Source organism: Microbulbifer maximicatervae (SeqCode) (genome assembly GCF_052467305.1).
In genome coordinates this window covers 3,714,905-3,736,620 of sequence record NZ_CP174306.1, presented here as the reverse complement: position 1 = coordinate 3,736,620, position 21,716 = coordinate 3,714,905, and the positions used below count along the sequence as shown (strand labels likewise).

The following is a 21,716-nucleotide window of genomic DNA, read 5'->3' as shown; positions in this document are numbered from 1 at the left end:
TCACTTTTCGGCAGTTTCGCAACACAACCCCAGGGGCAAATATCCCGGCGGATGTGCTGCGTTTGCACCGGCCACCCGGGTCGGTAGCGGTACATCCCCGTATCGCTCTGGATTGAAGGTTTGGAACTTCTATCCAGGCAACCACTGTAGGGGTTACTGGAATGGGCCAGTAACCGTAAGGAAATAGGAAAAAAACTAGTGAATCCAGTAAGCAAAACTTTCCAATACGGACAACACCAAGTCACCATCGAGACCGGCCGTATCGCGCGCCAGGCTACCGGTGCTGCCCTGGTTAGCATGGGAGAGACTGTTGTCCTGTGTACTGTTGTCGGCGCTAAAGAAGCCAAGCCTGATCAGGGCTTCTTCCCGTTGTCCGTGCACTATCAAGAAAAAGCCTACGCGGCTGGCAAAATTCCCGGTGGTTTCTTCAAGCGTGAAGGCCGCCCGTCTGAAAAAGAAACCCTGACTTCCCGTCTGATCGATCGCCCGATCCGCCCGCTGTTCCCGAACGGCTTTATGAACGAAGTTCAGGTGATGTGTACTGTTCTCTCCGCTGAGAAGGACATGGACCCGGATATCGCTGCCATGATCGGCACTTCCGCAGCGCTGTCTGTTTCCGGTATTCCTTTCGCTGGCCCAATCGGTGCTGCGCGCGTGGGTTACACCCAGCAAGACGGCTACCTGCTGAACCCGGGCTACGAAGCTCTGAAGACCTCTGAGTTGGACATGGTCGTTGCCGGTACCAAAGACGCCGTACTGATGGTGGAGTCCGAAGCCCAGGAGCTGCCGGAAGACATCATGCTGGGTGCCGTACTCTACGCACACCAGGAAATGCAGGCCATTATCAAGGTTTGTGAAGAGCTGAAAGCGGAAGCGGGCAAGCCCCAGTGGGACTGGCAGGCTCCGGCGGAAAACACCGAGCTGAAAGCTGCCCTGGACGCTCAGTTTGGCGAGAAGGTTGCCGAAGCCTACCGCATCACCAACAAGCAAGAGCGCAGCACCCGCCTGGCGGAACTGCGCAGCGAAGCCGCTGAAGCCCTGGCTACTGAAGAAATTAGCGCCGATCTGGTAAAAAGCTACTTCGGCAAGCTGGAGAAGAAGCTGGTGCGCGGCGCTGTAGTGCGTGGCGAGCCCCGTATCGACGGTCGCGACAGCAAAACTGTACGTTCGATTGCTGTGGAAGTTGGCGCTCTGCCCAAGTCCCACGGCTCTGCGCTGTTCACTCGTGGTGAGACCCAGGCTCTGGTAGTGGCTACCCTCGGTTCCACTGGCGATGCACAGATCATCGACGCCCTGGAAGGTGAGCGCAAAGACTACTTTATGCTGCACTACAACTTCCCTCCCTACTCTGTAGGTGAAGCGGGTCGTGTAGGTGCTACCGGTCGTCGCGAAATCGGTCACGGCCGTCTCGCTCGTCGCGGTATCGCTGCAGTTCTGCCGAGCCCGGACAGCTTCCCCTACACCGTGCGTGTGGTTTCCGAGATCACTGAATCCAACGGTTCCAGCTCCATGGCTTCCGTCTGTGGTTCCAGTCTGGCGCTGATGGATGCGGGTGTTCCGCTGAAGGCACCGGTAGCCGGTATCGCTATGGGTCTGGTGAAGGAAGACGAAGGCTACGCGGTTCTGACCGATATCCTCGGTGACGAGGACCACCTCGGCGATATGGACTTCAAAGTAGCGGGTACCGCCTCTGGTGTGACCGCGCTGCAGATGGACATCAAGATCGAAGGTATTACCGAAGAGATCATGGAAACCGCTCTGGAGCAGGCTCTGCACGCGCGTCTGCACATCCTCGCGGAAATGAACAAGGTGATCGACTCTTCCCGTACCACCGTGAATGAGAACGCACCGCGCTACGCGACCCTGAAGATCCATCCGGACAAGATCCGCGACGTGATCGGTAAGGGCGGTGCGACTATCCGTTCCATCACTGAAGAGACTGGCGCCTCCATCGATATCGAAGATGACGGCACTATCAAAGTCTTCGGTGAAGACGGTGAGAGCCTGGAAGCGGCGGTAACCCGCATCGAGGAGATCACTGCGGAAGCTGAGATTGGCGCTATCTACGAAGGTACCGTGGTACGTATCGTAGACTTCGGTGCGTTCGTTAACTTCCTGCCGGGCAAAGACGGTCTGGTGCATATCTCCCAGATCGCTGAAGAGCGCGTAAATGCCGTAACTGATTACCTGAGTGAAGGTGAGAAGATTAAGGTTAAGGTACTCGACGTTGACCAGCGTGGACGTATCAAGCTTTCTATCAAGGAAGCCAAGGCCGATGCAGCTGCCGCTGAAGAAGCCAAGCAAGCTTCCGACGAAGCTTAAGTCTACGGACTGAAAAAACCCGGCTTTTAAGCCGGGTTTTTTTGTATCTGCCGAAGCGGAATTGTCGCTTATTACCGGTTTTCTATTAGAATTCTGGAAAAAAAGGGCAAAACATTGGACAACTTCTGGCTGATCGACATTCTCCTCACCCTCGCCGCACTGCTGATTGCCAATCAGTACTGGCGTCTTACCAATGCTCGCTTTCAATCAGCTGCACTCTTGGTGATGGCGGGTCTTCTATTTATCGCTGTCTCCGCGATTGTCGGTGCCTATCGCTACGGTATTGATCCCGGGGCAACCCAATTACACCGGGCTTTACTGCAACTATCCGGGTTTAGTTCGCTGTTGCTAATTGGAATAGGGTTGGTTTGGGCACGTTTCGAGATAGGTATTGGACAGAATACCCGGGGACCCGCTTATGTAGTGCTGGTGCTGGTATTGGCCTCGTCTATTGGCGTCTCGGAAAGTGGCAGGTTATCGCCGCAGGAAGTGACAGAGGTATTTTCCGCCCTGGGGCTTTTGTTGTGGTTGTGGGTTGCAATGATGGAATTGATGTCACCGCGACGACTATCGCCACCGGGTCCTTTGTTACTGGGGGCAGGGGCAGTAGTCATTGCAATGGATGGATTGTTTGTGGGTACCGGCGCTCCGCGAGTGCTGGGCTTGGCGCGTACAAACTGGTTCCACCTGCTGCTGGGCCTTTCGCTGTTTTCACTGTTGGCTGCCCGCCCGTTATTTGAAAAGGACAATAATTCAAATGAGTAAAGTTACTACTGAACTTCGCGGAGGTTGCCACTGTGGCGCTATTCGCTATCGGGCGCGGCACGAGCGCGACTCAGAGGAGAAACTGGTAGCCCATGCGTGCAATTGCTCGATGTGTGAGAAAGTGGGTTTTCTGCACGTCATTATTCCCGCTGAAAACTTTAAGCTGGAGTCTGGGGAAAAAGACCTGGATTGTTATACGTTTAATACGGGGGTGGCCAAGCACCTGTTTTGTCGCCATTGCGGCGTTAAGTCTTTTTATGTGCCGCGCTCCAACCCGGATGGCTATAGTCTTAATGCGCGCTGTTTTGATGAGAGACCCGGAGACTTGGAGGTCGAACCTTTCGATGGTCAAAACTGGGAACAGAACGCCGCAGAGCTGGCCCATCTCAGTAAATAAGTCGCGCAAAGAAAGTGATGCTCCAATCAATATCAGGTGATATGAGAGCCTATGGAAACTGGTCTGGTCTACGCTGTCTTACTCGATCGCAAAGGCTCGGGCCGAGAGCTTTCCTGGGCAGAGGTGAAATCCTGGCAACCTGATCAGGGAATTCTCTGGTTGCATTTTGACTACGACAGCACCAACACCGTCGAGTGGCTGCAACAAGATAGTGGACTTACAGCTACGGCGATAGAGACCCTGTCTGCGAAGACAACGCGCCCCTGTGTAATGACTGTGGATCAGGGGCTGATGTTGGCTATGTACGGCATTGAGCGAAAATCCAAACCGCGCGCAAAGGATATGATCGCCATTCGCATTTGGGCCGAGGAAAACCGTATTATCAGTACCGGCCGACGGAAGCTGCTTTCAGAGGATGACTTGCTTTCTCGCTTGCGCAGTGGCTTTGGTCCCCGTGGAACTGCGGCTCTTTTGATGTCCCTGGCAGATCTGTTGGTCTTGCGTATGTGTGATCGGGCCGAAGACTTTGAAGAAAAAATTGATGACCTGGAAAACCTGTTATTAGATAAGGGAGGTTCGGAGCTTTCTTCCCTACTGGTTCGTCTGCGCAAGAGAACTATCGTATTGCGACGCTACTTATGCCTGCAGCGGGAGGTGCTCGGGCGTTTGCAGCAGGAATCCCTATCCTGGTTTGATGAGCACAGCCACGCCCTATTGGGAGAGGTAAATGATCGATTACAGCGCCATATCGATGATATCGATGCGGTAAGGGAGCGCGCGGCAATCGCTCAGGAGGAATTGTTGAGTCGCACTTCGGATCAGTTGAATAGTCGTATGTATGTACTATCAGTGGTGGCAGCAGTTTTTCTGCCGCTGAGCTTTCTCACTGGATTGTTTGGGATTAATGTCGGCGGTATTCCCTGGGGGCAGTCGTCCTTGGGCTTTATTGCTTTTTGTATCTTGCTGGTGGTGGCATTGGCTGGACAAGTCGCTTTATTCTATTGGAAAAAGTGGCTGTAGCGCTCTTTCGCTGTTTTTGAATCCAATAGTCGCTCAGGGATACTTGTAATTTTGGCGATATAGCAGTTAATTACGAAAATTTTATAGATCTTACAATTCGATCTGCATTTGCCATTATTGTATAAGCAATGGTTGAACCTGCAATATTGGGGAAGTTAGCGGAATCCACAATATGGACGTTCTTGAAGTTTGCAGGCCGTCCTAACAGGTCAGAGGAAAAGGTTTCGTGTTCCCCCTTCATTGGAAAGCTTCCACCGCTATGGTAACTTTTCCCCGGAGGAAGTACTTTCAAGTAAAAGGGAGGTACTAAACCCAACTTAATTAAACTGCGCCTTATCAATGATTGAGTTCTTGCTATAACCCAGCGGGCCCTCGGGTTTTCAATCCCTTTTATTTCTACTGTAGAGCTATCTGGACGTTTGTTAGTTAAAGTCAATTCCAGAGTATCCGAATCTTCCGAAGATAAGAAACCTTGAATGATATATAAACGGTCCAAAGCAAGATCTTTTGAGATAAATGATGGCAATAAAGCCGCAACCTGGTCTTCAATGATTTGGCTGCGGCCATATAACTGAAGGTGAATCTGTTCTGGGCTTATGTTCGCGTTCTCTATTTCCAAGAAAATTTCTGCTAATGTGAATTCAATTTCATAGTGGTGTCTTTTATAGGTGAGAAAAGGAAAAAAGAAATATTGACTGCTTTGAATCTCGATGGGTGTATTTAGCAGGTTAAGGGATCTTGCTACGATAGTAGTTGTGGCGAAGTGCCCCGCAGCCAAGAAGACTTTCTCTGCAAAAAAATTGTATACCTTTCCATCGTCTATGCTAACCGCAATAACTTCGACTCCCTCTTTATTCTCTTTCAGCTCCAATACAACAAATCCCTGGTGTATGGTCAAACCATCCTTTTGCAAATCTTCAAATAATGTTTTGGGGTTGAAGATGGATTGATATGCGCAGCCGTAAAGACAGTGCCCGCAATATCGACATCCACGTTTGCCAGAGCTTGCATCCACGGCTAACCGAGCCCGACCAAACTCAATGCCATTGCCCCGGAGGTTGTCTTCGACATTGGTGAGTTTTTGCAATATAAAATCTGTTGCTGGATTTCTTTTCAGGGTTTCAAAATTTTCCGAAAATAGTGGGAATTTTGTCTGGAGGTTGTCTGGCTCCGCACTTATTGGCATAAATCGGAGAACATTTTTGTAAGATGGGGCCAGTTCACTTAGGGAGAGTGGCCAGTTTCTTAATTGGCGCTCGCTGTAGGGAAGGATCGCTGCACCCCACACATTTCCAAGGCCACCAAAGCCGTGGGAAAACTCTGTGTTGCAGTTGGTTGTGTTGACTTGAAAATGTTCTGGGGTTCTATAAGGAAAGTCAGACCCAAAGATATACCTTCTTTCGACGCCGCTGCTGGAGACTTTGGGGGGAGGGAAAATCCGTTTTTTTTCTTCATCTTTCCAGCTGTCCACATGTTTTTGCGATAAGGTGTGAACCTGGTGCTTAATGTGATGTTCAAGATCATATGAGACGTCAATGACTTCGACTTCTTGCCCAATATCTTGCAATGCCTTGACTGTAGCGATACTCGCAGGACCACTTCCGACAACTAGGTTCTTAATCCTGTCCACTGAAAGCCCTTCCCGCCAAGCATGCGGTTTATGCGTGGGTTAAAGTTCTCCTCAATAAGTAAAATTGTAGCTGGATTGGGTTTTCAGTCCGGTGTCGTTCACTTTGTCGGTAAATTGGTTAAGCCCCTTCCGATCCCCTGCGGAAGAGGCTGTGTGCCGCTCGTTTAGTGTTTAACCCATGAGAAGTCTACAAATACTGGGTCGTGGTCGCTCAGCCCTGTGTACTCCGCGGAGCCAATGTAGTAATTGGTTACGTCCAGCGTGTAATTGGGGTTGTTATTAATAACGACGACATGATCGGTATCGTCCTGAAGTTCATCAGTACAGGCTTCCAAGCTGGTGTCGCTGCCAGATAGCATATATTGGCACGCATGCTTGCCGCCGGTTTTGGCAAAAAATGCTTTCCAGGTTTGGTAGTTTGTACCGCGCCAGCCGTCGTCATTTTCATCAAACGCCATATTGAAGTCGCCAGCCAATATGACTGTGGCATTACTTGAGTGGGCGACGATCATATCGGCAATCTGGTCGAGTTGCTTGGCTTTGGCATTTAGGTCATCGTCTTGGTGTCCTGCATCCATATGGGTGTTGTACACATGGACATGGAAGTTTTTGGTCACTTCAACTTTTGCTACGGTAAAGCCTTTTTCGGTATCACAGTCATTACCTGCGCACTTATCAAAAGTTTCCTCCTCATAAGTGGCGAAGGTGTAGTCGTCGTCATCGCGATTATCTCGGTCAAACGGAAACTTGGAGAAGGTCAGCAGGCCATTGCCAAAGCTGGTACCAGTGCCTTTCCAGTGTTTTGAGCGATAGGGGACTGTATCGTTATCGAGCTTGTCGTCGTCGTCCAGATAATTGGCTTTGGTTTTGCTCCAAGCCTCCTGCATCAACCAGAGGTCTTTGGGGTTATTCTCAAAAGTGTTAATAATCTGTTTGAAGTCAGATTTACTGTTGCCGCCTATACACTCCAAAAATCCATCCATGTTGTAGACGATCATGTCAAAGCTGCCTGAATTGGCATCGGCAAATTCAGTGTCACCGTATTCATAGCCGTCCAGGTCTTTTGAGCCGGTATCGTCGACATCATCAATAAATTCAAACCAGTTACAAGAAGTAATTGCATCCCAAACGTCTTCAAAATCTACTGCTGCGGCGGAATGGCTGAATAGAAGTGTGAGTGAAAAAAATATTCTTTTTATCATTATTGCTCTCCAACTTTGTTATTACCGACGGTTTTGTAGTGGGGTCGAAAATTGAGGCGTTTCTCTGGCGGCCCCTTTGTTTTCGATGGAGGGGATGATGGATAGCGTAGATTACAAATTGGAGTAAAGGAGGTTTTTTTTATTTTATTTTTCTGTAAGGGCGGCGCGAATTATTTTTTTCATAAAAAAATAATAAAAATCATGAAAATTGTATATTTTTACGCGGGTAATAATTGGTTCGTTAGGCGGGTTAAGCAGGCTTGGGAAATATTATTCAGAGTGGTCTGAAGATCGCAGAAAAATCACAAAATTCTTTAGGGCCGCTTAATTGGTTCCATCCGTGGAGCCAAGGCATTCAATGAGCGCCGGTAAAGGGGTAGTTGATCGACGAGTGCCGGTTAACCAAAGATAGTGACCATTTGGCGGGAGAGGGCGGTTAAACGTCCATCGGCATCCCACAAGCGGGCCTGGATCACTGCGTAGCCACCCTCGGCCTGTTCCACTTCGGCCTCGTATTGCCACCAGTCAGAAGCAGTGCGCTCTGGGAGTGGCTCCATAAACTCTATTGTCCATGTTAATGAGCTGGCGGGAGCCGGCTCTTTCATCATGGGGAGTGTCGCCGGTGGCCAGGCATCGATCAGTGCGAGTAAGTGGCTGATCCCAGTACGGCTCTCACTGCCATCCTTAAATCGTACCCAGCCACCTAAAACTCTCTCTGTCGCGCCGCTGAAAGGGAGGCCCCCACAAGCGATGCGGTAATCGAACTTCTGTGTGAACTCCGGCACTACACCTTCGATATAGGGCAGGGGCAGGCATTTATCCGGGGTGGGGTACTCCGGTGCTGAGGGACCTTTGGCGAGAACGGATGACTCCCTGCCGCGGCCAAAACTGGCGAGGCCCGCCAGCATAACGGCACCTTCCTGATCGAGGTGCCCCTGCACCTGGGTGACAGAGCGACCTGCGCGAAGGACATCCGCACGGGTGTTAATCGCCCCCGGGGCAACCGGGCCTACGAATGAGGTGGTAAAAGAGCGCAAGCTGCTGTCAGAAGGCAGGTCTGAAGCCATCTGCTCATACAGCATTGCGGCTACAAGGCCGCCAAATGTAGCCCGCCCCTGGGTCCAGCCTTCGGGCACAGAAGTGGCGCCATTGGTCGAGAGCCAATCCTGGATTAGTTGGTCGAAAGTCATAGTGTTACCGCTTGATAGCGGCAGGTGGGACCTGCCGCAGAAAAATACCAGGTGAGAAGCACCCGGATGAGGGGAGTATTATTTAAATATGTGTTCCTCGCCGGGGAAAACGCCTTGTTTGACGTCCTCGGCGTATTTGCGCAGGGCCCCGGGAATATCCTCGGCCTCTACCAGGAAGTTTTTGGAAAACTTGGGGGGCTGTTGGGTGAGGCCCAGGATGTCATTGATTACCAGTACCTGGGCATCGCAGTCGCGGCCCGCGCCTATGCCGATGGTGGGCATGGATACGGCTTCGGTAATACGCTTTGCCAGGTCGGCGGGAACACATTCCAACACCAGCAGGTCAGCTCCGGCTTCGTCGAGTTGCAAGGCGTCTTCGAGGATTTGCTTGGCGTGTTCTTCGTCGCGCCCCTGAACGCGATAGCCTCCCAGTTTGTGTACTGATTGAGGGGTGAGGCCCAGGTGGGCGCAAACGGGAATACCGCGATCAGTAAGGATTTTTACGGTATCAGCGAGCCAGGCGCCTCCCTCGATCTTCACCATATGTGCACCGGCCTGCATGATCCGGGTTGCATTCTGGAGTGCCTGCTCTGGGGTGGCGTAAGTCATAAACGGCATATCCCCCATAATCAGGGACTTCTTATTGCCGCGCGCGACCGCCTCGACGTGGTAAATCATTTGCTCCATCGTCACTGGCACGGTGCTGTCGTAACCCAGCACGGTCATGCCCAGGGAATCTCCGACGAGCAGTGTCTCAACCCCGGACTTTTGTGCCATCGCAGCCATAGGGGCATCGTAGAGAGCAACGGTAATAAACTTCTCACCATTCGCTTTCATTTTTCGCAGGGTTTGAACGGTTACGAGCTTTTCTAATTCAGAGGGTGCATACATAACGATTAACTTCCTGGGTTGTAATAGTGCCGGCCACTGGTGATCGTGAACAGATATTCGACCAGCTGTTGGTAGTCCTCTGGGCTATCGACAATGTCGATCTCCTCGGTATTGACGATAAGTAGAGGCGCCTCATCGTAAAAATGGAAAAAGCGGGTGTAGGCGTTGTTGAGGGTGGCGAGGTACTCATTGCTTATCGCCTGCTCAGCCGGGATTCCCCGATTGCGGATTCGGGCTTGCAGCACATCGAGGGGGGCTTGCAAATAGATCACCAGGTCCGGCTTGGGTGCTTCCAGGGTGAGGTGTTTGTACACCTGTTGGTACAGGTGCAGCTCATCCTTATCCAGGGTGACTTCAGCAAACAGCTGGTCCTTTTCGATCAAAAAGTCCGACACCCGCACCGGCTCAAAGATATCGTCCTGCCGCAGTGCCTGGATTTGCTGTGATCGCTGGAGGAGAAAGTGCAGCTGGGTGGGCAGTGCGGCATTTTGGGGGTCCCGGTAGAAACGCTCCAAAAAGGGGTTCTCCTCGGGTAATTCCAACAGCGTGTCGTAATTGAATGTGGAGGCCAGCTTCTTTGCCAGTGTGGTTTTTCCCACACCAATATTGCCTTCCACCGCGATAAATTTAGGCGGTGTTTTATTAGACAGGTTGAGTTCAGCTGTGCTGGTCTCGGGTTTTTCGATAACCACTTGAGCGACTCCTCTTTGTCTGGGGTCTTCCCTGATGAGTTGCAAACGCAAAAGTACTATTGAGAGGGCCGCCCGTCGAGTAGTTGGGGAGCCTCAGTCGATCAAACCTTTTCCAGGCGGTTTTCCGGGCAGCCCTGTAAGAGTGCTGGAAGGGCTCCCAATCCGGGCAGCTCCATCGCGGGAGCCAGCTCAGAAAGGGGTAGCAGTACGAAGTTGCGCTCGGCCATGCGCGGGTGTGGGATCTGTAGGCGGGGCTCATCGATTTGAGATTCCCCAAACAACAGGATATCCAGGTCCAGGGTGCGGGCGCCCCAGCGGATGGAGCGCTCGCGCCCGTGGGACAGCTCGATAGATTGGAGCTGGTCCAGTAGTGCTAGCGGGGACAGTGCTGTTTTCAATGCTGCGACGGCATTGATGTAATCGGGTTGGTCGCCGGGGCCGACCGGGGCGCTTCGGTAAAAGCTCGAGCGCCCCAATAATTCTGTACTGGGGATTTGCTCCATGGCCGATAGGGCGCTGCGCAGTTGTTTGCCGGGCTCTGCCAGGTTACTGCCCAGGCCGATGTATACCGTTTCCATTACTGTTCTGCTCTCGGCTTGCGACGGCGGCCGCGAGAGTTGCGGTTGCGGCGCCCACCGCTGCCTGTGCGCTGTAGCTTGCGGACCATTTGCTGGCGCTGCTCATCGTCGGCCTGTTGGAAGTCGGTCCACCATTTGCCCAGGCCCGCTTCAATCTCGCCACTTTCTTCCCGCAGCAACAGGAAGTCATAGGCGGCGCGGAAACGGGGGTGTTCCAGCAAGCGCTGGGCCCGGCTGCCACCGCGCTGGGGCAGGCGCTGTTGCAGGTCCCAGATTTCCCGCATGGGGATTGAGAAGCGCTTGGGAATAGCGGTGTGGGCCAGCTGTGAACTGGTAACTTTTTGTGCCGCTTGGGCCAGCGCCGGCGCTGGCGGGGTGCCCTTGGCAATCAGCTTTTGTTGCTCGGTGCTCACCGCAGGCCAGAGTAGGGCGGCGTAGAGGAACGCTGGTGTAACACGCATATCGGCGCGGATACGTTGGTCCGTGTTGCGCAGGGCTTGCTGGGATAGTTTCAGGGCCGCGTTGTTGGCCTCAATTTGTGCAGCGTTATCCGGGAACAGGTGTTGCCAGAGCTGGTACTGGCGCAGCAGCTCAAAGGTGCGCTCTCCGTGGCCACTCATTAGCAGCTTGAGAATCTCATCGAACAGGCGGGCCGGGGCAATATTGCGTAACAGTGGCGCCAGCTCGTGCAGGGGAGCTTCGGTCTTGCCTTCAATAGTGAAATCTAACTTGGCGGCGAAGCGCACTGCGCGCAGCATGCGCACCGGGTCTTCCTTGTAGCGGACCTCTGGGGAGCCGATCATTCTAATCAGGCGCTTTTCAATATCCTCGACACCGCCGGTGTAGTCGTGGATTTCGAACCCTTTGGTGGTGTAGTAGAGCGCATTGACCGTGAAATCCCGACGCATGGCATCACTTTCCAGGTCGCCATAGACATTGTCACGCAGCAGCATACCGTGTTCGGACTGCTTGGCCTCGTGGGTCTCGCCATCGCTGTGGTGACCGCGGAAGGTAGTCACTTCGATAACTTCACGGCCTATACGGGCGTGCAGGATGCGAAAGCGACGACCGACAATGCGTGCGCCGCGAAAAAGCACCTTGGCCTGCTCTGGAGTGGCGTCGGTGGCCACATCAAAATCCTTGGGGTGACCGCCGAGCATCAGGTCGCGTACACCTCCACCTACGATATACGCCTGGTATCCGGCATCCTGAAGGCGCTTCATAACTGTTAAGGCCGCGCGGCTAATTTCTCGGCGCGAGATGCTGTGGTCGTTGCGGGCGATAACCCTGGGGCCTTTACTGGCCGGCTTGCGCCAGCGTTTGATACTACTAATCAGGTTGTTGAGCATACGGCTGTCTATGTTGACTGCTGCCATTTAGGGATGGCCGGGAAAGCCCCGCTGTGCTTGGCCACGCATTGGTTGGCGGCCTGTATAAGTGGTGGTCCCTCTGGGGAGATTCACGATGGCACTGCTGGAGCCTCTATACCTGGGCTACCCCAGGAGCGAGTCCGGAAAGGAGCCTCAGTGGCTGTTTACCCTCAGAGATCGGAACTCGCGGGCGCGATTCTAACACACGCAAAGGAATGCGCCCGCAATATGCGGGTGCCTGTAAGTTCGGGGGAAAAGAAATATGGGAATTATTATTACCAGTATGAAGGCAGCGGCTTCCTTGCGCTCTCAATTTGCTTTCAAGCAAACACCCTCTCCCAGGTACAGTTCAGTCAGTTTGCAACGCGCTTGTTGTTATTCTTATTCTTCTTGAGTTTTATTGTTATTGTTTATTGTTGTTCTTGCGGTTTTGGCCACTCATTGCTTTTATTGTCGGCCGCCCCATTATTTTTATTATGTTTCGCCCCACTTATTGTTAGTTGTTATAGGGCTTTTAACAGTCATTTATTTTTATTGTTGGCTGTTTTCAATTTTTGTACTAAGAGTAAAGCACTTAGTATGCCAACTTTTAAAAATCCTTATAAATCAATAGGTTGCGATCTTTACGAAATTTGACGGAACTTTTCCTGGAGCTATTGCGTTACGGAAGGTGCGAGAGTTGTTACTTCTGGGTGGGTGTGGGTAACACTCTGGTTGGTAACCCCTGTGGGGGTGGGGTAACAAAGTGATGGAGGAGACTGGCAGGTGGGGGAGGAATGGGAGCAGGGGGCGGAAGCCCCCAGGGGGATAGGGTTAGTTTTTACACTTCTGCGGCAGCGCTGCGGCGACTCTTCTTGCGGGGGATACCCAGCTTTTGGCGGCGTTCCCACAGGCACTTGCGGCTGACGCCGAGCTTCTTGGCCAGGTCCGTCTCACTCATGGTGTCCTGGTGTTCAATAACAAAGCGGGCGAAGTAGTCCTCCAGGGACAGGTCCTCGCGGGGGTCTGTGTGCAGGCTGCGTGGGCGAGGGATGCCATCGGCTTCTTCGATCGGTACCAGGTCCAGATCGATGTCCAGGGTTTTGTGGTCGATCTCACGGCTGTTCTTATCCGTCAGGATCACAGCGCGCTGAATGGCGTTTTCGAGTTCGCGCACGTTACCGGGCCAGGTGTAGGTGGTAACAGCCTGGATGGCTTCCGGTGACAAGCGCAATAAAGGACGCTCGATCTTGGTGCAGAACTTTTCCAACAGGTGCTCTGCCAGTGCTAGGACGTCTCTGCCTCGCTCGCGCAAGGGGGCAAGCGTCATTTGCACCACATTGATGCGGTAGTAGAGGTCTTCTCGGAATTTACGCTCCGCTGATAGCTGGCGCAGGTTGCGGTGGGTGGCTGTTACCAGGCGCACATCCACTTTGCGGGATTCGATCGAGCCAATTGGCCGCACTTCGCCCTCTTGCAATACACGCAGCAGGCGGGCCTGTGCCTCCAGGGGCAGCTCACCGATCTCGTCGAGGAACAGGGTTCCTCCATCGGCTGCCGCTACCAGTCCCTCCCGGGAACTCTGGGCACCTGTAAATGCGCCTTTCTCGTAGCCGAACAGCTCAGATTCAATCAGAGTGTCGGGAATCGCGGCACAGTTGACGGAGATCAGGGGTTTGTTGGCCCGGCGGCTCTCCTCGTGAATAGCTCGGGCGACCAGTTCCTTACCGGTACCGGTTTCACCGTGCACCAGGACGGTGGCGTCTGTGGGGGCAACTTTATGGATGCGACCGTAGAGCTCCCTCATCACAGGGCTGCTGCCAATCATGCCGGCGATAGTGCCGGTATTCTCTTTCTCGTTGACGGGCTGGGCGCGATTCTGCTCCGCTTTGCCTATGACTCGGCGGACGGTTGCGAGCATTTCGTCGTGGTCAAAGGGCTTGGCGATATAGTCTGCGGCGCCCATACGCATGGAGTCCACCGCAGAGCGCAGGCTGGCGTAACTGGTCATGATCAGTACCGGAATATCACCGGCGTGCTTGAGCAGGTCGGTGCCCGGTGCGCCGGGCAGGCGCAAATCGGAAATAACCAGGTCAACTTCATTGAGGCGGTACTTGGTGAGCGCCTCCTTTACCGAACCCGCTTCACTGATTTTGTAGCGGTGCCGCTCTAAAAGCTTGCGCAGCGCCGTTCGGATAATGGCTTCATCTTCGACGATGAGGATGTGGCTCATATGTTACGCCTGGTTACAAAATGCTCAGTAAGCGCCTAGTTTTACCCGGGCGCCGTTTCGATGCAACTCAAAAACGGTTAATCGGGTTATTTTTGCACAAATAATGATCGATTTGGGTGTCCAGCCATCTCAGTCTCCCAGGGGGAGTTGCACAATAAAGCGGGCGCCAGTCCCGGTTTCAGGATTTGCGGGACTGACCAATTCCAGCTGGCCGCCGTGCTCCTCGATAATGCTGTAAACCATTGCCAGCCCCAGTCCTGTGCCTTCCCCGGGCTCTTTCGTTGTGAAGAAGGGCTCCAGAATCCGTTCACGATGTTGAGCCGAAATTCCCGGTCCGCTGTCGGTGACAGAGACACAGGCGCTGCCGCTCTTGCGATAGCCCTCAATTACAATCTGGCCGCCATCGGGGCTGGCATCGCGGGCATTACTGAGCAGGTTGATAAACACCTGGATTAGGCGCTGGTTATCTCCCGGGGCGATCAGGTCTTCGGGTACCCGATTCTCAAACTGGACCTCGGTCTTATCCCGTTGCAGGGACAGCAGGTTGACCGCCTCCTGTACACAGGCATAGAGGTCCACTGGGGCCCGCTCACTGTCTTCCTGGTTGCCGCTGTGAGAGAAGTTGACCAACGAATGGACGATACGGCTGATGCGCTGGGTCTGGCTCAGGATCTGGTCGGCGGTATCCAGGACTTCCGGATTGTCACAGTCGTACTGGAGATTTTGCGCCAGACAGGCGATCCCCGTGACCGGGTTACCCACTTCGTGGGCCACGCCTGCGGCCAAACGGCCCACAGAGGCCAGGCGCTCGCTGTGGATAAGTTCCTGCTCCAAGACCTGTGTTTCGGTAATGTCCTCCAGCAACAACATTTGTGCATCGCCGCGCTCGTCGCGGGAGCGGTCGCTGCGGCTGCGTTTTTGCCGTGCCTTATGTAGGTTGAGCCAGTGGCTGTTGCCGTCGAGGCTCACCTGTTGCTTAAAGCGGCTGGCATCAGTGGATAGGGCGAATTCCCCCAGCAGGCTGCGCCAGGGTTCCGCCAAGTATTCCAGTTTCGAGCCGATTACCTCGCTGGCACTGATACCGGTGAGGTCCTGCATGGCGTAGTTCCACAGCAGGACTTCTCCGTCGCGCCCCAGGGAGCAAGCGGCCATTGGCAGCTCTTCCAGCATTTGGCGGTGATACAGACGCAGGTTATTGAGTTCTGCGGCCAGGCCAGTGAGCTGGTGCTTATAACGGCCCAACCGGGTCTCGATCAGGTGAATGTCCTTGTTTGCCGGCTGATCGCTGTTCTGGAACGGGAAGTGTCGATCAATAATTTGCACCGCCAGAACACGCCCCAGCAGGCCGGAGAGATTGGACTCCAGCTTGTTGCGCAGTTGACGCAGGGCGTAGGGGCGGCGCTCGTTGTCCGGCAGATTGAGGGCGGCGAGAGCGCGTTTAACTTCTTTATTCGCAGTAGCGGCTCCGAGGCTTTCAGCCAAGCGCAGGCGAAAATCTGCGGCAGATTCCACATCCAGTCCCAGGCGCAGAGCCTGGGCGATGGTGTCGTCGCTACACAGGTCAGCGGCGTACTGCTCCAGGCTGCTGGTGCGGGTGAACAGAGATAGGCCGACAAATAACAGGACATTGACCCCCAGTGACAGGGTGGTGATCTGTGTCCAGATAGACATCCCCAGGGGGATCTGGAGGGAGGTGCCGGGCAGGGTGATGCCGGTAATCCCAAAAATTGACGGAATTAGCAGGCCGCCCCCCCAAAGCAACATGCCCGCCAGCAGGCCACCGACAAATCCGCGTCGATTGCCTCGCGGCCAGTGGATTACAGCAAAAATCCCAGGCAGAAATTGGAGTGATCCGATAAATGCCAGCAGGGCCAGATCCGACAGGGAGAGTCGGTTGTTGAGTAACAGGTAAAAGGCAAAGCCGGCAATAAATAGAGCGGCGATCAGAGCGCGGCGCAACCACACCAGCTGCCGGTACATATTGTCCTCAGAGTGCCAGCGGGTGCCGGGTAGCAGCCAGTGGTTCATCACCATGGTGGCGAGGGCCAGGGTGATCATAATCAGCGCGCCAGTGGCTGCTGACAGGCCGCCGATAAAGGCCAGGGTGGTGAGCAGTGCCGAGCCACTGGCGCGGGGAACCGCCAGGGAGAAGTACTGCACCGGGCCGGCCACATCCAGGGCAAAGCCCGCCCACATGATGGGGAAGATGGGCAGGGCCATCAGCAGCAGGAACAGGGGGAAGCCCCAGCTGGCGGTGCGCATTGCCTGTCCGGTGGGGCGCTCGGCAATACTCAGGTAAAAAATATGTGGCATAGCCACGGCAGTGGCGATAAACACCAACAGTAGGGTATGGGATGAGCCCTGCTTGATGGGGGTGTAGAGCAGCTGGTGCATATCGGGGTTCTCCAGCAGCCACTCATCCAGGCCGGAAAACCCTCTGAAGACGCCGTAAATGGCATAGCCGCCCACAGCGGTGAGAGCCACCAGTTTTACCAGGGACTCCAGGGCCATGGCACTGGCCAGGCCCTCGCCACGCTCGCGGGTAGCGCCGTACATACTGGTGAATACCGCCAGCAGCACGCAGTAGAAAAATGCGATTAAATTTTTGCTCGATACACCGCTGTCCGGCAGCGCCAGGGCTGCCACACTATCCCGCGACAGCAGCGCCAGGGTCTCAGATACCGCCTGGATTTGCAGGGCGATCAGGGGGAGCAGCGCCAACAGCATAAACAGGGTGGCGAGAGTCCCCGCCTGGCGGCTGTGATAGCGGAACACCAGAAGATCTGCCGGGGAGTACAGCTGGTAGCGCTGTGCCAGGCGCGCCAGTGGCTCCAGGGCTACTGGCGCAAACAGGAACATGGCGCCGGTGCCCAGATAGTAGGCGAGTACCCCGTAACCATATTGCCAGGCCAGGTCGACGATACCGTAGAAGGTCCAGGCCGATAATGATACGCCCAGGGAGAGCACATAAACCAGCGGATGGCGCACCCAGCGGGAAGGCAGCCAGCCCTTGGAGGTGGCGAAGGCGACAAAAAACAGGGTGGCGATATAGGCCACTCCCACCAGGGCAATGTGGGCAATATCAAAGCTCATTCGATTTGCGCCTCCACTGGATAAAAATCGCCAGTAGGATCAGCACGAACCAGAGGATAAAAGGCCGGTACCAGGCGCCGACGGGATTGATCATCCAGGTAAAGATGGTGGGGGAGAATACATAACCCACCAGTACCAGCAGAATTAATAGTGTGCGGTTACTCATAGATCGCCTTGAAAACCCGCTAGAGAAATTTGTTGCCCGCGCACTGTACCGGTGAGAAGTCATCCCTGTGTAATCGTCAACGCGGGTTATCAGCCGGACCCCTAAGGGCGGCTGGCGCGGAAATGGTAAGTGCAGCTTGGAATCAGTGCAATTGGCGGTTGCGCATATCTACCTGGTGGCGGCGCCAGCGTGCGGTAGCCCACTTGAGAATATGCTCGGGGGATTCCGTTAGGGCAGTGTTTGGCAGTTTGAAGCCGAGGAACTGTAAAGCCTTACACAGGTTACCGGAAGCCATGTTGTCGTCGATAGCCGGCGCGTGATTTTGTTTGCTGAGTTTTTGCCTGTCGTCAGGGCCCATCACCAGCGGCAGATGGCCGAACTGGGGGGGAGTAGCGCCGAGGATTTTAAACAGGCGCTGTTGTGCACCGGTGGTATCCAATAGATCTGAGCCGCGCACCACCTGGTTGATTTGTTGGTCGATATCGTCGACAACGACTGCCAGTTGGTAGGCATAGAGGCCGTCGCGGCGCTTGAGAATGGTGTCTTCGCGGATGAGCTGCCGTTGCTCTCCGTGCCAAATATCCACAAAGCTTTCCTCGCCGCCTGCGCATTGCAATCGCAGCGCTGAGGGTTCGCTCACATCGTATTTAAGGCGACAGAAGTCGTTCGCATGTCCACCATTTTTCTTAATCTGGCTGCGTGAGCAGTCGCAGGGGTAAATCAGTTGCCGTTGGCGCAGTGTGGACAGGGTTTCCTCGTAGAGTGCGTAGCGCTTGCTCTGCCATTCGACGGGGCCGTGCCAGTGCAGTCCGTGGGCTTCCAGGGATTTCAGAATGCGGGTTGCCGCGCCGGGCTCTTCCCGGGGAGGGTCGAGGTCTTCCATGCGCAGGAGCCAGTGTCCGCCATGGGCGAGGGCGTCAAGGTAGCTGCCGACGGCGCACACCAGTGAGCCGAAGTGGAGCGGTCCACTCGGGGAGGGTGCGAAGCGACCAATATAGGGAGTTGTGCTGTTCAAAATGAATAGGGGCGATACATTGATCGCCCCCTCCGAGCAGGGCGATCGCAAGCGAACGCCGTGCCGCTATCGGTTGTGGATCAGCCGGAGATCTGCCGTTCCTTGATTTCCGCGAGGGTTTTGCAGTCCACGCACAGAGTGGCGGTTGGACGGGCCTCCAGGCGGCGAATGCCGATATCAACACCACAGGCTTCGCAGAAACCGTAGTCATCCTGGTCGATAAGCTCCAGGGTGGCATCGATCTTCTTGATCAGCTTGCGCTCGCGATCGCGGGTGCGCAATTCCAGGCTAAATTCTTCTTCCTGGCTGGCGCGGTCTGCGGGATCGGGGAAGTTTGCGGCCTCGTCTTTCATGTGGGAAACGGTGCGGTCCACTTCCGCCATCAGCTCGGCCTTCCAGGCCAACAGCAAGTTGCGGAAATGCTCCTGCTGCTTCTCATTCATGTACTCTTCGCCCTGCGTCTCCTTGTAGGGCTCAAAGCCGTGCAGAGATTCGGTGCTCGCAGCAGTTTTGGGCATAGTCGTTGCCTCTCTTTCTATACGGGCCCCCCTTTATGGGGGCGATACCACCAAATTCAATCTAGCCTAGACCGGAATCTTTCTAAGTGATGCTTTTTTCACCTATCAAATTCGCTGCGGTGTCAGGCTAATCCTGTTCTCGGTACCGATACCCCTGGCGACCGAGAGCGAGGAAGCTATCAAATCTGCGCGATTCGCGCCACAAATAGTTGTCTGCTATTTTGTGGCGCCTGAAATTACAGCCAAGTGGTCCAGCCCGTGAAATTTACCCCCCCGTTGCAAAAGGCAACACTTTTGCGCCGATACAAGCGCTTTCTCGCCGATGTGGAATCTGCCAGTGGTGACGTGTTTACCATCCACTGCCCAAATACGGGGTCTATGAAGAATTGTTGGGTGGAGGGGGGAGACTGCTGGTACTCCGATTCTGGCAACCCCAAGCGCAAGTATCGCCACACTCTGGAAATCTGTACGACCCCGGATGGAGCCCTGGCGGGGGTGAACACAGGCCGCGCCAATGCTCTGGTTGAAGAGGCCATTCTGTCTGGCGTAGTCAGCGAGTTACAGGGCTATGAATCCCTGCGCAGGGAAGTGCGTTACGGCGAGGAAAACAGCCGTATCGATCTGTTGTTGTCCGGCGCCGATGGGGACTGCTACGTGGAAGTGAAAAATGTGACCCTGGCAGATGGGGTGCAGGGTTACTTCCCCGATGCGGTAAGTACTCGGGGCGCCAAGCACCTGCGCGAACTGCAAAAGTTGGCTGAGAGCGGAGTGCGAGCGGTACTTTTTTACTGCGTCCAACACAGCGGTATCGAGACGGTGCAGGCGGCGCGGGAAATTGATCCCGCTTATGCTGATGCCCTGGATTCCGCTGTCGATGCTGGTGTGCAAGTGCTTGCATACCGCGCGAAGCTCGATGCTGAAGGCGTCGAGCTGGCGGAGGCCCTGCCTTTTCTCTCGTGAGGGAAAGGCAGGGGGCTGTCAGTCGGCCAGTAATGCGTAGAGACCATCCTGTGCATATTCCACGGGTACTGGGGTCAGGGCATCACCAGTACAGGGCCCGGCGATACACTCCCCGGATTCAATCAGGAATAGCGCGCCGTGGGAGGCGCACTGAATAAGTGCGCCATCGGGATCGAGGAACTGGTCTTCCTGCCAGTCCAGATTGATGCCCCGGTGAGGGCAGGTATTTTTGTAGGCGTAGACCTCGCCATCTTTCATCACAGCAAACACATTGTCAGTGCCGGCGGCAGTGTCTCCGAGGGAGAACCCTTTAGATTGACCTTCGCTTATTTCGTCATAGCGACACAGGAAGTACTTCTGCATAGATTATCGGCTCCCGGCCTAATTCTTGTTCAGGGCGCAAGCGCCTGCTTATTCGGGTGCCGCGAGTCTAATGGACGTATAGCGAATTGTCCCGTCACGCAATATGCCGATAGTGATTTCGTCACCGGCACTGTGCTTTTCCAGGGCATTGAGCAGATCGTCGTAGCTGCGAATCGGCTGCTGTTCTATTTCTACAATCACATCGCCTAATTCCCAGCCTCCACCCCGGGTGCGGTGGATACCGCGCAAGCCGGCTTTCTCTGCGGGAAGCCCGGGAGCGGTACGCAATACGGCGACCCCTTCAAAGCCGTAGCGGCTACTCCACTGGTCCGGGGCGGATTCGATACCAATAATCGGGCGCACCAGGCGGCCGTGATTGATCAGTTCCGGCACAATTTTTTTGACCGTATCCACTGGAATCGCAAAGCCAATACCGACACTGGCGCCACTGGGGCTGTAAATTGCGGTGTTGACCCCGATTAAACGCGCTTGGGAATCCAGCAATGGGCCGCCGGAGTTACCTGGATTAATAGCAGCATCAGTTTGGATAACATTACGAATGGTGCGGTTGTTGGCGGCTTCAATTTCCCGCCCCAGGGCGCTGACCACCCCGGTGGTGAGAGTGGTGTCCAGGCCGAACGGGTTGCCGATAGCCAGTACTTTGCGGCCTACCGCGAGATTGCTGGAGGTGCCCACAACCAGCGGTTTTAGCAACTCCCTGGGAGCGTTAATTTTCAGAACTGCCAGATCTTTTTCCGGCGCAGATCCCACCAGTTCGGCCGGCCACTCGCTGCGATCCTGCAAAGTAATAGTGATTTGCCGCGCACCCTCAATGACGTGAAAATTGGTGACAATATGGCCCTGAGTGTCCCAGATAAATCCGCTGCCGGCGCCTTTGGGCACTGAGTGGAGGCGCAGGGTCCTGCGATCCCGCACCAGGGTTTCATTGGTGACATAGACCACCGACGGACTGGCAAAATTGAACACCTGCATGGTGTTGCGTTCGTCGTCGGTGGCAAAGGTTTCTGCCTGTGCAGATATTGCTGGCGTAAGCAGTAAAAAGACTGAGATTAAGCTGGCGCGTAGAGTTTTAAGTAGAGTCATTAATACAATCCTCCCTTTGAACTACCGGATTGGAAGAGACGTCTGTAACTGTCGTCTCCCTTTTTGTTTGTTGCTGTTTTGAAAGTGTATCTTGTTTGCAATCGTTATGCGGTGTTGGCTGTTTATTGGGGGCTGCTGGCGAGATTTAAAGTTGGGGGCTATGGATCGGAACTCACTTTGGCTGAGCGTCGCCGACTGCTGCTGGAGCAATGAAATTTCTGCGGTGGG

Annotated in this window: 20 protein-coding genes; 6 read left to right on the top strand and 14 right to left on the bottom strand. The window is 54.5% G+C overall.

Annotation, left to right across the window (positions count from 1 at the left end):
• Positions 1-198 precede the first annotated feature (198 nt).
• From pnp to ACJJI4_RS16310, 4 genes are all read left to right on the top strand, one after another.
• A complete protein-coding gene (gene pnp, locus ACJJI4_RS16325; RefSeq protein ID WP_444918105.1) occupies positions 199-2,322 on the top strand; it encodes a polyribonucleotide nucleotidyltransferase in 2,124 nt (707 codons plus the stop codon).
• 114 nt (positions 2,323-2,436) lie between these two features.
• Positions 2,437-3,087: a hypothetical protein gene (locus ACJJI4_RS16320; protein ID WP_444925806.1), complete on the top strand. Its 651-nt coding sequence runs from the start codon at positions 2,437-2,439 to the stop codon at positions 3,085-3,087.
• Complete coding sequence (locus tag ACJJI4_RS16315) at positions 3,080-3,484, top strand: GFA family protein (protein WP_413663182.1); 405 nt, start codon at positions 3,080-3,082, stop codon at positions 3,482-3,484. Before ACJJI4_RS16320 ends, ACJJI4_RS16315 begins: the two co-directional genes overlap by 8 nt.
• 51 nt (positions 3,485-3,535) lie before the next feature.
• Complete coding sequence (locus ACJJI4_RS16310) at positions 3,536-4,504, top strand: zinc transporter ZntB (protein ID WP_413663181.1); 969 nt, start codon at positions 3,536-3,538, stop codon at positions 4,502-4,504.
• A 70-nt stretch (positions 4,505-4,574) separates the two neighbouring features.
• Here the strand turns inward: ACJJI4_RS16310 and ACJJI4_RS16305 are convergent, their stop codons facing one another.
• The 7 genes from ACJJI4_RS16305 to pcnB all read right to left on the bottom strand — a co-directional run bounded on the left by ACJJI4_RS16305 (position 4,575) and on the right by pcnB (position 12,063).
• On the bottom strand, positions 4,575-6,134 hold the full coding sequence (locus tag ACJJI4_RS16305) for a hypothetical protein (RefSeq protein ID WP_444925805.1): 1,560 nt from the start codon (positions 6,132-6,134) through the stop codon (positions 4,575-4,577).
• 164 nt (positions 6,135-6,298) lie between these two features.
• Positions 6,299-7,336: an endonuclease/exonuclease/phosphatase family protein gene (locus tag ACJJI4_RS16300; protein ID WP_444925804.1), complete on the bottom strand. Its 1,038-nt coding sequence runs from the start codon at positions 7,334-7,336 to the stop codon at positions 6,299-6,301.
• Between the two features lie 398 nt (positions 7,337-7,734).
• On the bottom strand, positions 7,735-8,526 hold the full coding sequence (locus ACJJI4_RS16295) for an acyl-CoA thioesterase (protein ID WP_444925803.1): 792 nt from the start codon (positions 8,524-8,526) through the stop codon (positions 7,735-7,737).
• A 78-nt stretch (positions 8,527-8,604) separates the two neighbouring features.
• Positions 8,605-9,417, bottom strand: coding sequence for a 3-methyl-2-oxobutanoate hydroxymethyltransferase (gene panB, locus ACJJI4_RS16290; protein WP_413663177.1), 813 nt, complete (start codon positions 9,415-9,417; stop codon positions 8,605-8,607).
• Positions 9,418-9,422: 5 nt separating this feature from the next.
• Positions 9,423-10,109, bottom strand: a complete 687-nt coding sequence (locus ACJJI4_RS16285; protein WP_444915629.1) for a deoxynucleoside kinase — start codon at positions 10,107-10,109, stop codon at positions 9,423-9,425.
• 101 nt (positions 10,110-10,210) lie between these two features.
• The gene (folK, locus tag ACJJI4_RS16280) at positions 10,211-10,687 is read right to left on the bottom strand and encodes a 2-amino-4-hydroxy-6-hydroxymethyldihydropteridine diphosphokinase (RefSeq protein ID WP_444925802.1); all 477 of its coding nucleotides are present in this window, start codon (positions 10,685-10,687) and stop codon (positions 10,211-10,213) included.
• A complete protein-coding gene (gene pcnB / locus ACJJI4_RS16275; protein ID WP_444925801.1) occupies positions 10,687-12,063 on the bottom strand; it encodes a polynucleotide adenylyltransferase PcnB in 1,377 nt (458 codons plus the stop codon). Before pcnB ends, folK begins: the two co-directional genes overlap by 1 nt.
• A gap of 150 nt (positions 12,064-12,213) precedes the next feature.
• On the opposite strand from pcnB, the gene ACJJI4_RS16270 reads away from it, so the two are divergent.
• A complete protein-coding gene (locus ACJJI4_RS16270; RefSeq protein WP_444925800.1) occupies positions 12,214-12,693 on the top strand; it encodes a hypothetical protein in 480 nt (159 codons plus the stop codon).
• Positions 12,694-12,877: 184 nt separating this feature from the next.
• On the opposite strand, the gene ACJJI4_RS16265 is transcribed toward ACJJI4_RS16270, so the two are convergent.
• The 5 genes from ACJJI4_RS16265 to dksA form a co-directional block, all read right to left on the bottom strand.
• A complete protein-coding gene (locus tag ACJJI4_RS16265; RefSeq protein ID WP_282931423.1) occupies positions 12,878-14,269 on the bottom strand; it encodes a sigma-54-dependent transcriptional regulator in 1,392 nt (463 codons plus the stop codon).
• Between the two features lie 129 nt (positions 14,270-14,398).
• Entirely contained in the window at positions 14,399-17,362 is a 2,964-nt protein-coding gene (locus ACJJI4_RS16260; RefSeq protein WP_444925799.1) for an ATP-binding protein, read from the bottom strand.
• Positions 17,352-17,528, bottom strand: coding sequence for a hypothetical protein (locus ACJJI4_RS16255; RefSeq protein WP_169337099.1), 177 nt, complete (start codon positions 17,526-17,528; stop codon positions 17,352-17,354). The genes ACJJI4_RS16260 and ACJJI4_RS16255 overlap by 11 nt, the downstream gene beginning before the upstream one ends.
• A gap of 142 nt (positions 17,529-17,670) precedes the next feature.
• Entirely contained in the window at positions 17,671-18,594 is a 924-nt protein-coding gene (gluQRS, locus tag ACJJI4_RS16250) for a tRNA glutamyl-Q(34) synthetase GluQRS (protein WP_444925798.1), read from the bottom strand.
• Between the two features lie 29 nt (positions 18,595-18,623).
• Complete coding sequence (gene dksA / locus ACJJI4_RS16245; RefSeq protein WP_108734345.1) at positions 18,624-19,061, bottom strand: RNA polymerase-binding protein DksA; 438 nt, start codon at positions 19,059-19,061, stop codon at positions 18,624-18,626.
• 258 nt (positions 19,062-19,319) lie between these two features.
• Here dksA and sfsA point away from each other — a divergent pair, with 258 nt between their 5' ends.
• Complete coding sequence (sfsA, locus tag ACJJI4_RS16240) at positions 19,320-20,021, top strand: DNA/RNA nuclease SfsA (protein ID WP_444925797.1); 702 nt, start codon at positions 19,320-19,322, stop codon at positions 20,019-20,021.
• Positions 20,022-20,039: 18 nt separating this feature from the next.
• Here the strand turns inward: sfsA and ACJJI4_RS16235 are convergent, their stop codons facing one another.
• Both ACJJI4_RS16235 and ACJJI4_RS16230 read right to left on the bottom strand, forming a co-directional pair.
• The gene (locus ACJJI4_RS16235; protein WP_444915635.1) at positions 20,040-20,384 is read right to left on the bottom strand and encodes a Rieske (2Fe-2S) protein; all 345 of its coding nucleotides are present in this window, start codon (positions 20,382-20,384) and stop codon (positions 20,040-20,042) included.
• 48 nt (positions 20,385-20,432) lie between these two features.
• The gene (locus ACJJI4_RS16230) at positions 20,433-21,488 is read right to left on the bottom strand and encodes a S1C family serine protease (RefSeq protein ID WP_282931426.1); all 1,056 of its coding nucleotides are present in this window, start codon (positions 21,486-21,488) and stop codon (positions 20,433-20,435) included.
• Between the last annotated feature and the right edge of the window lie 228 nt (positions 21,489-21,716).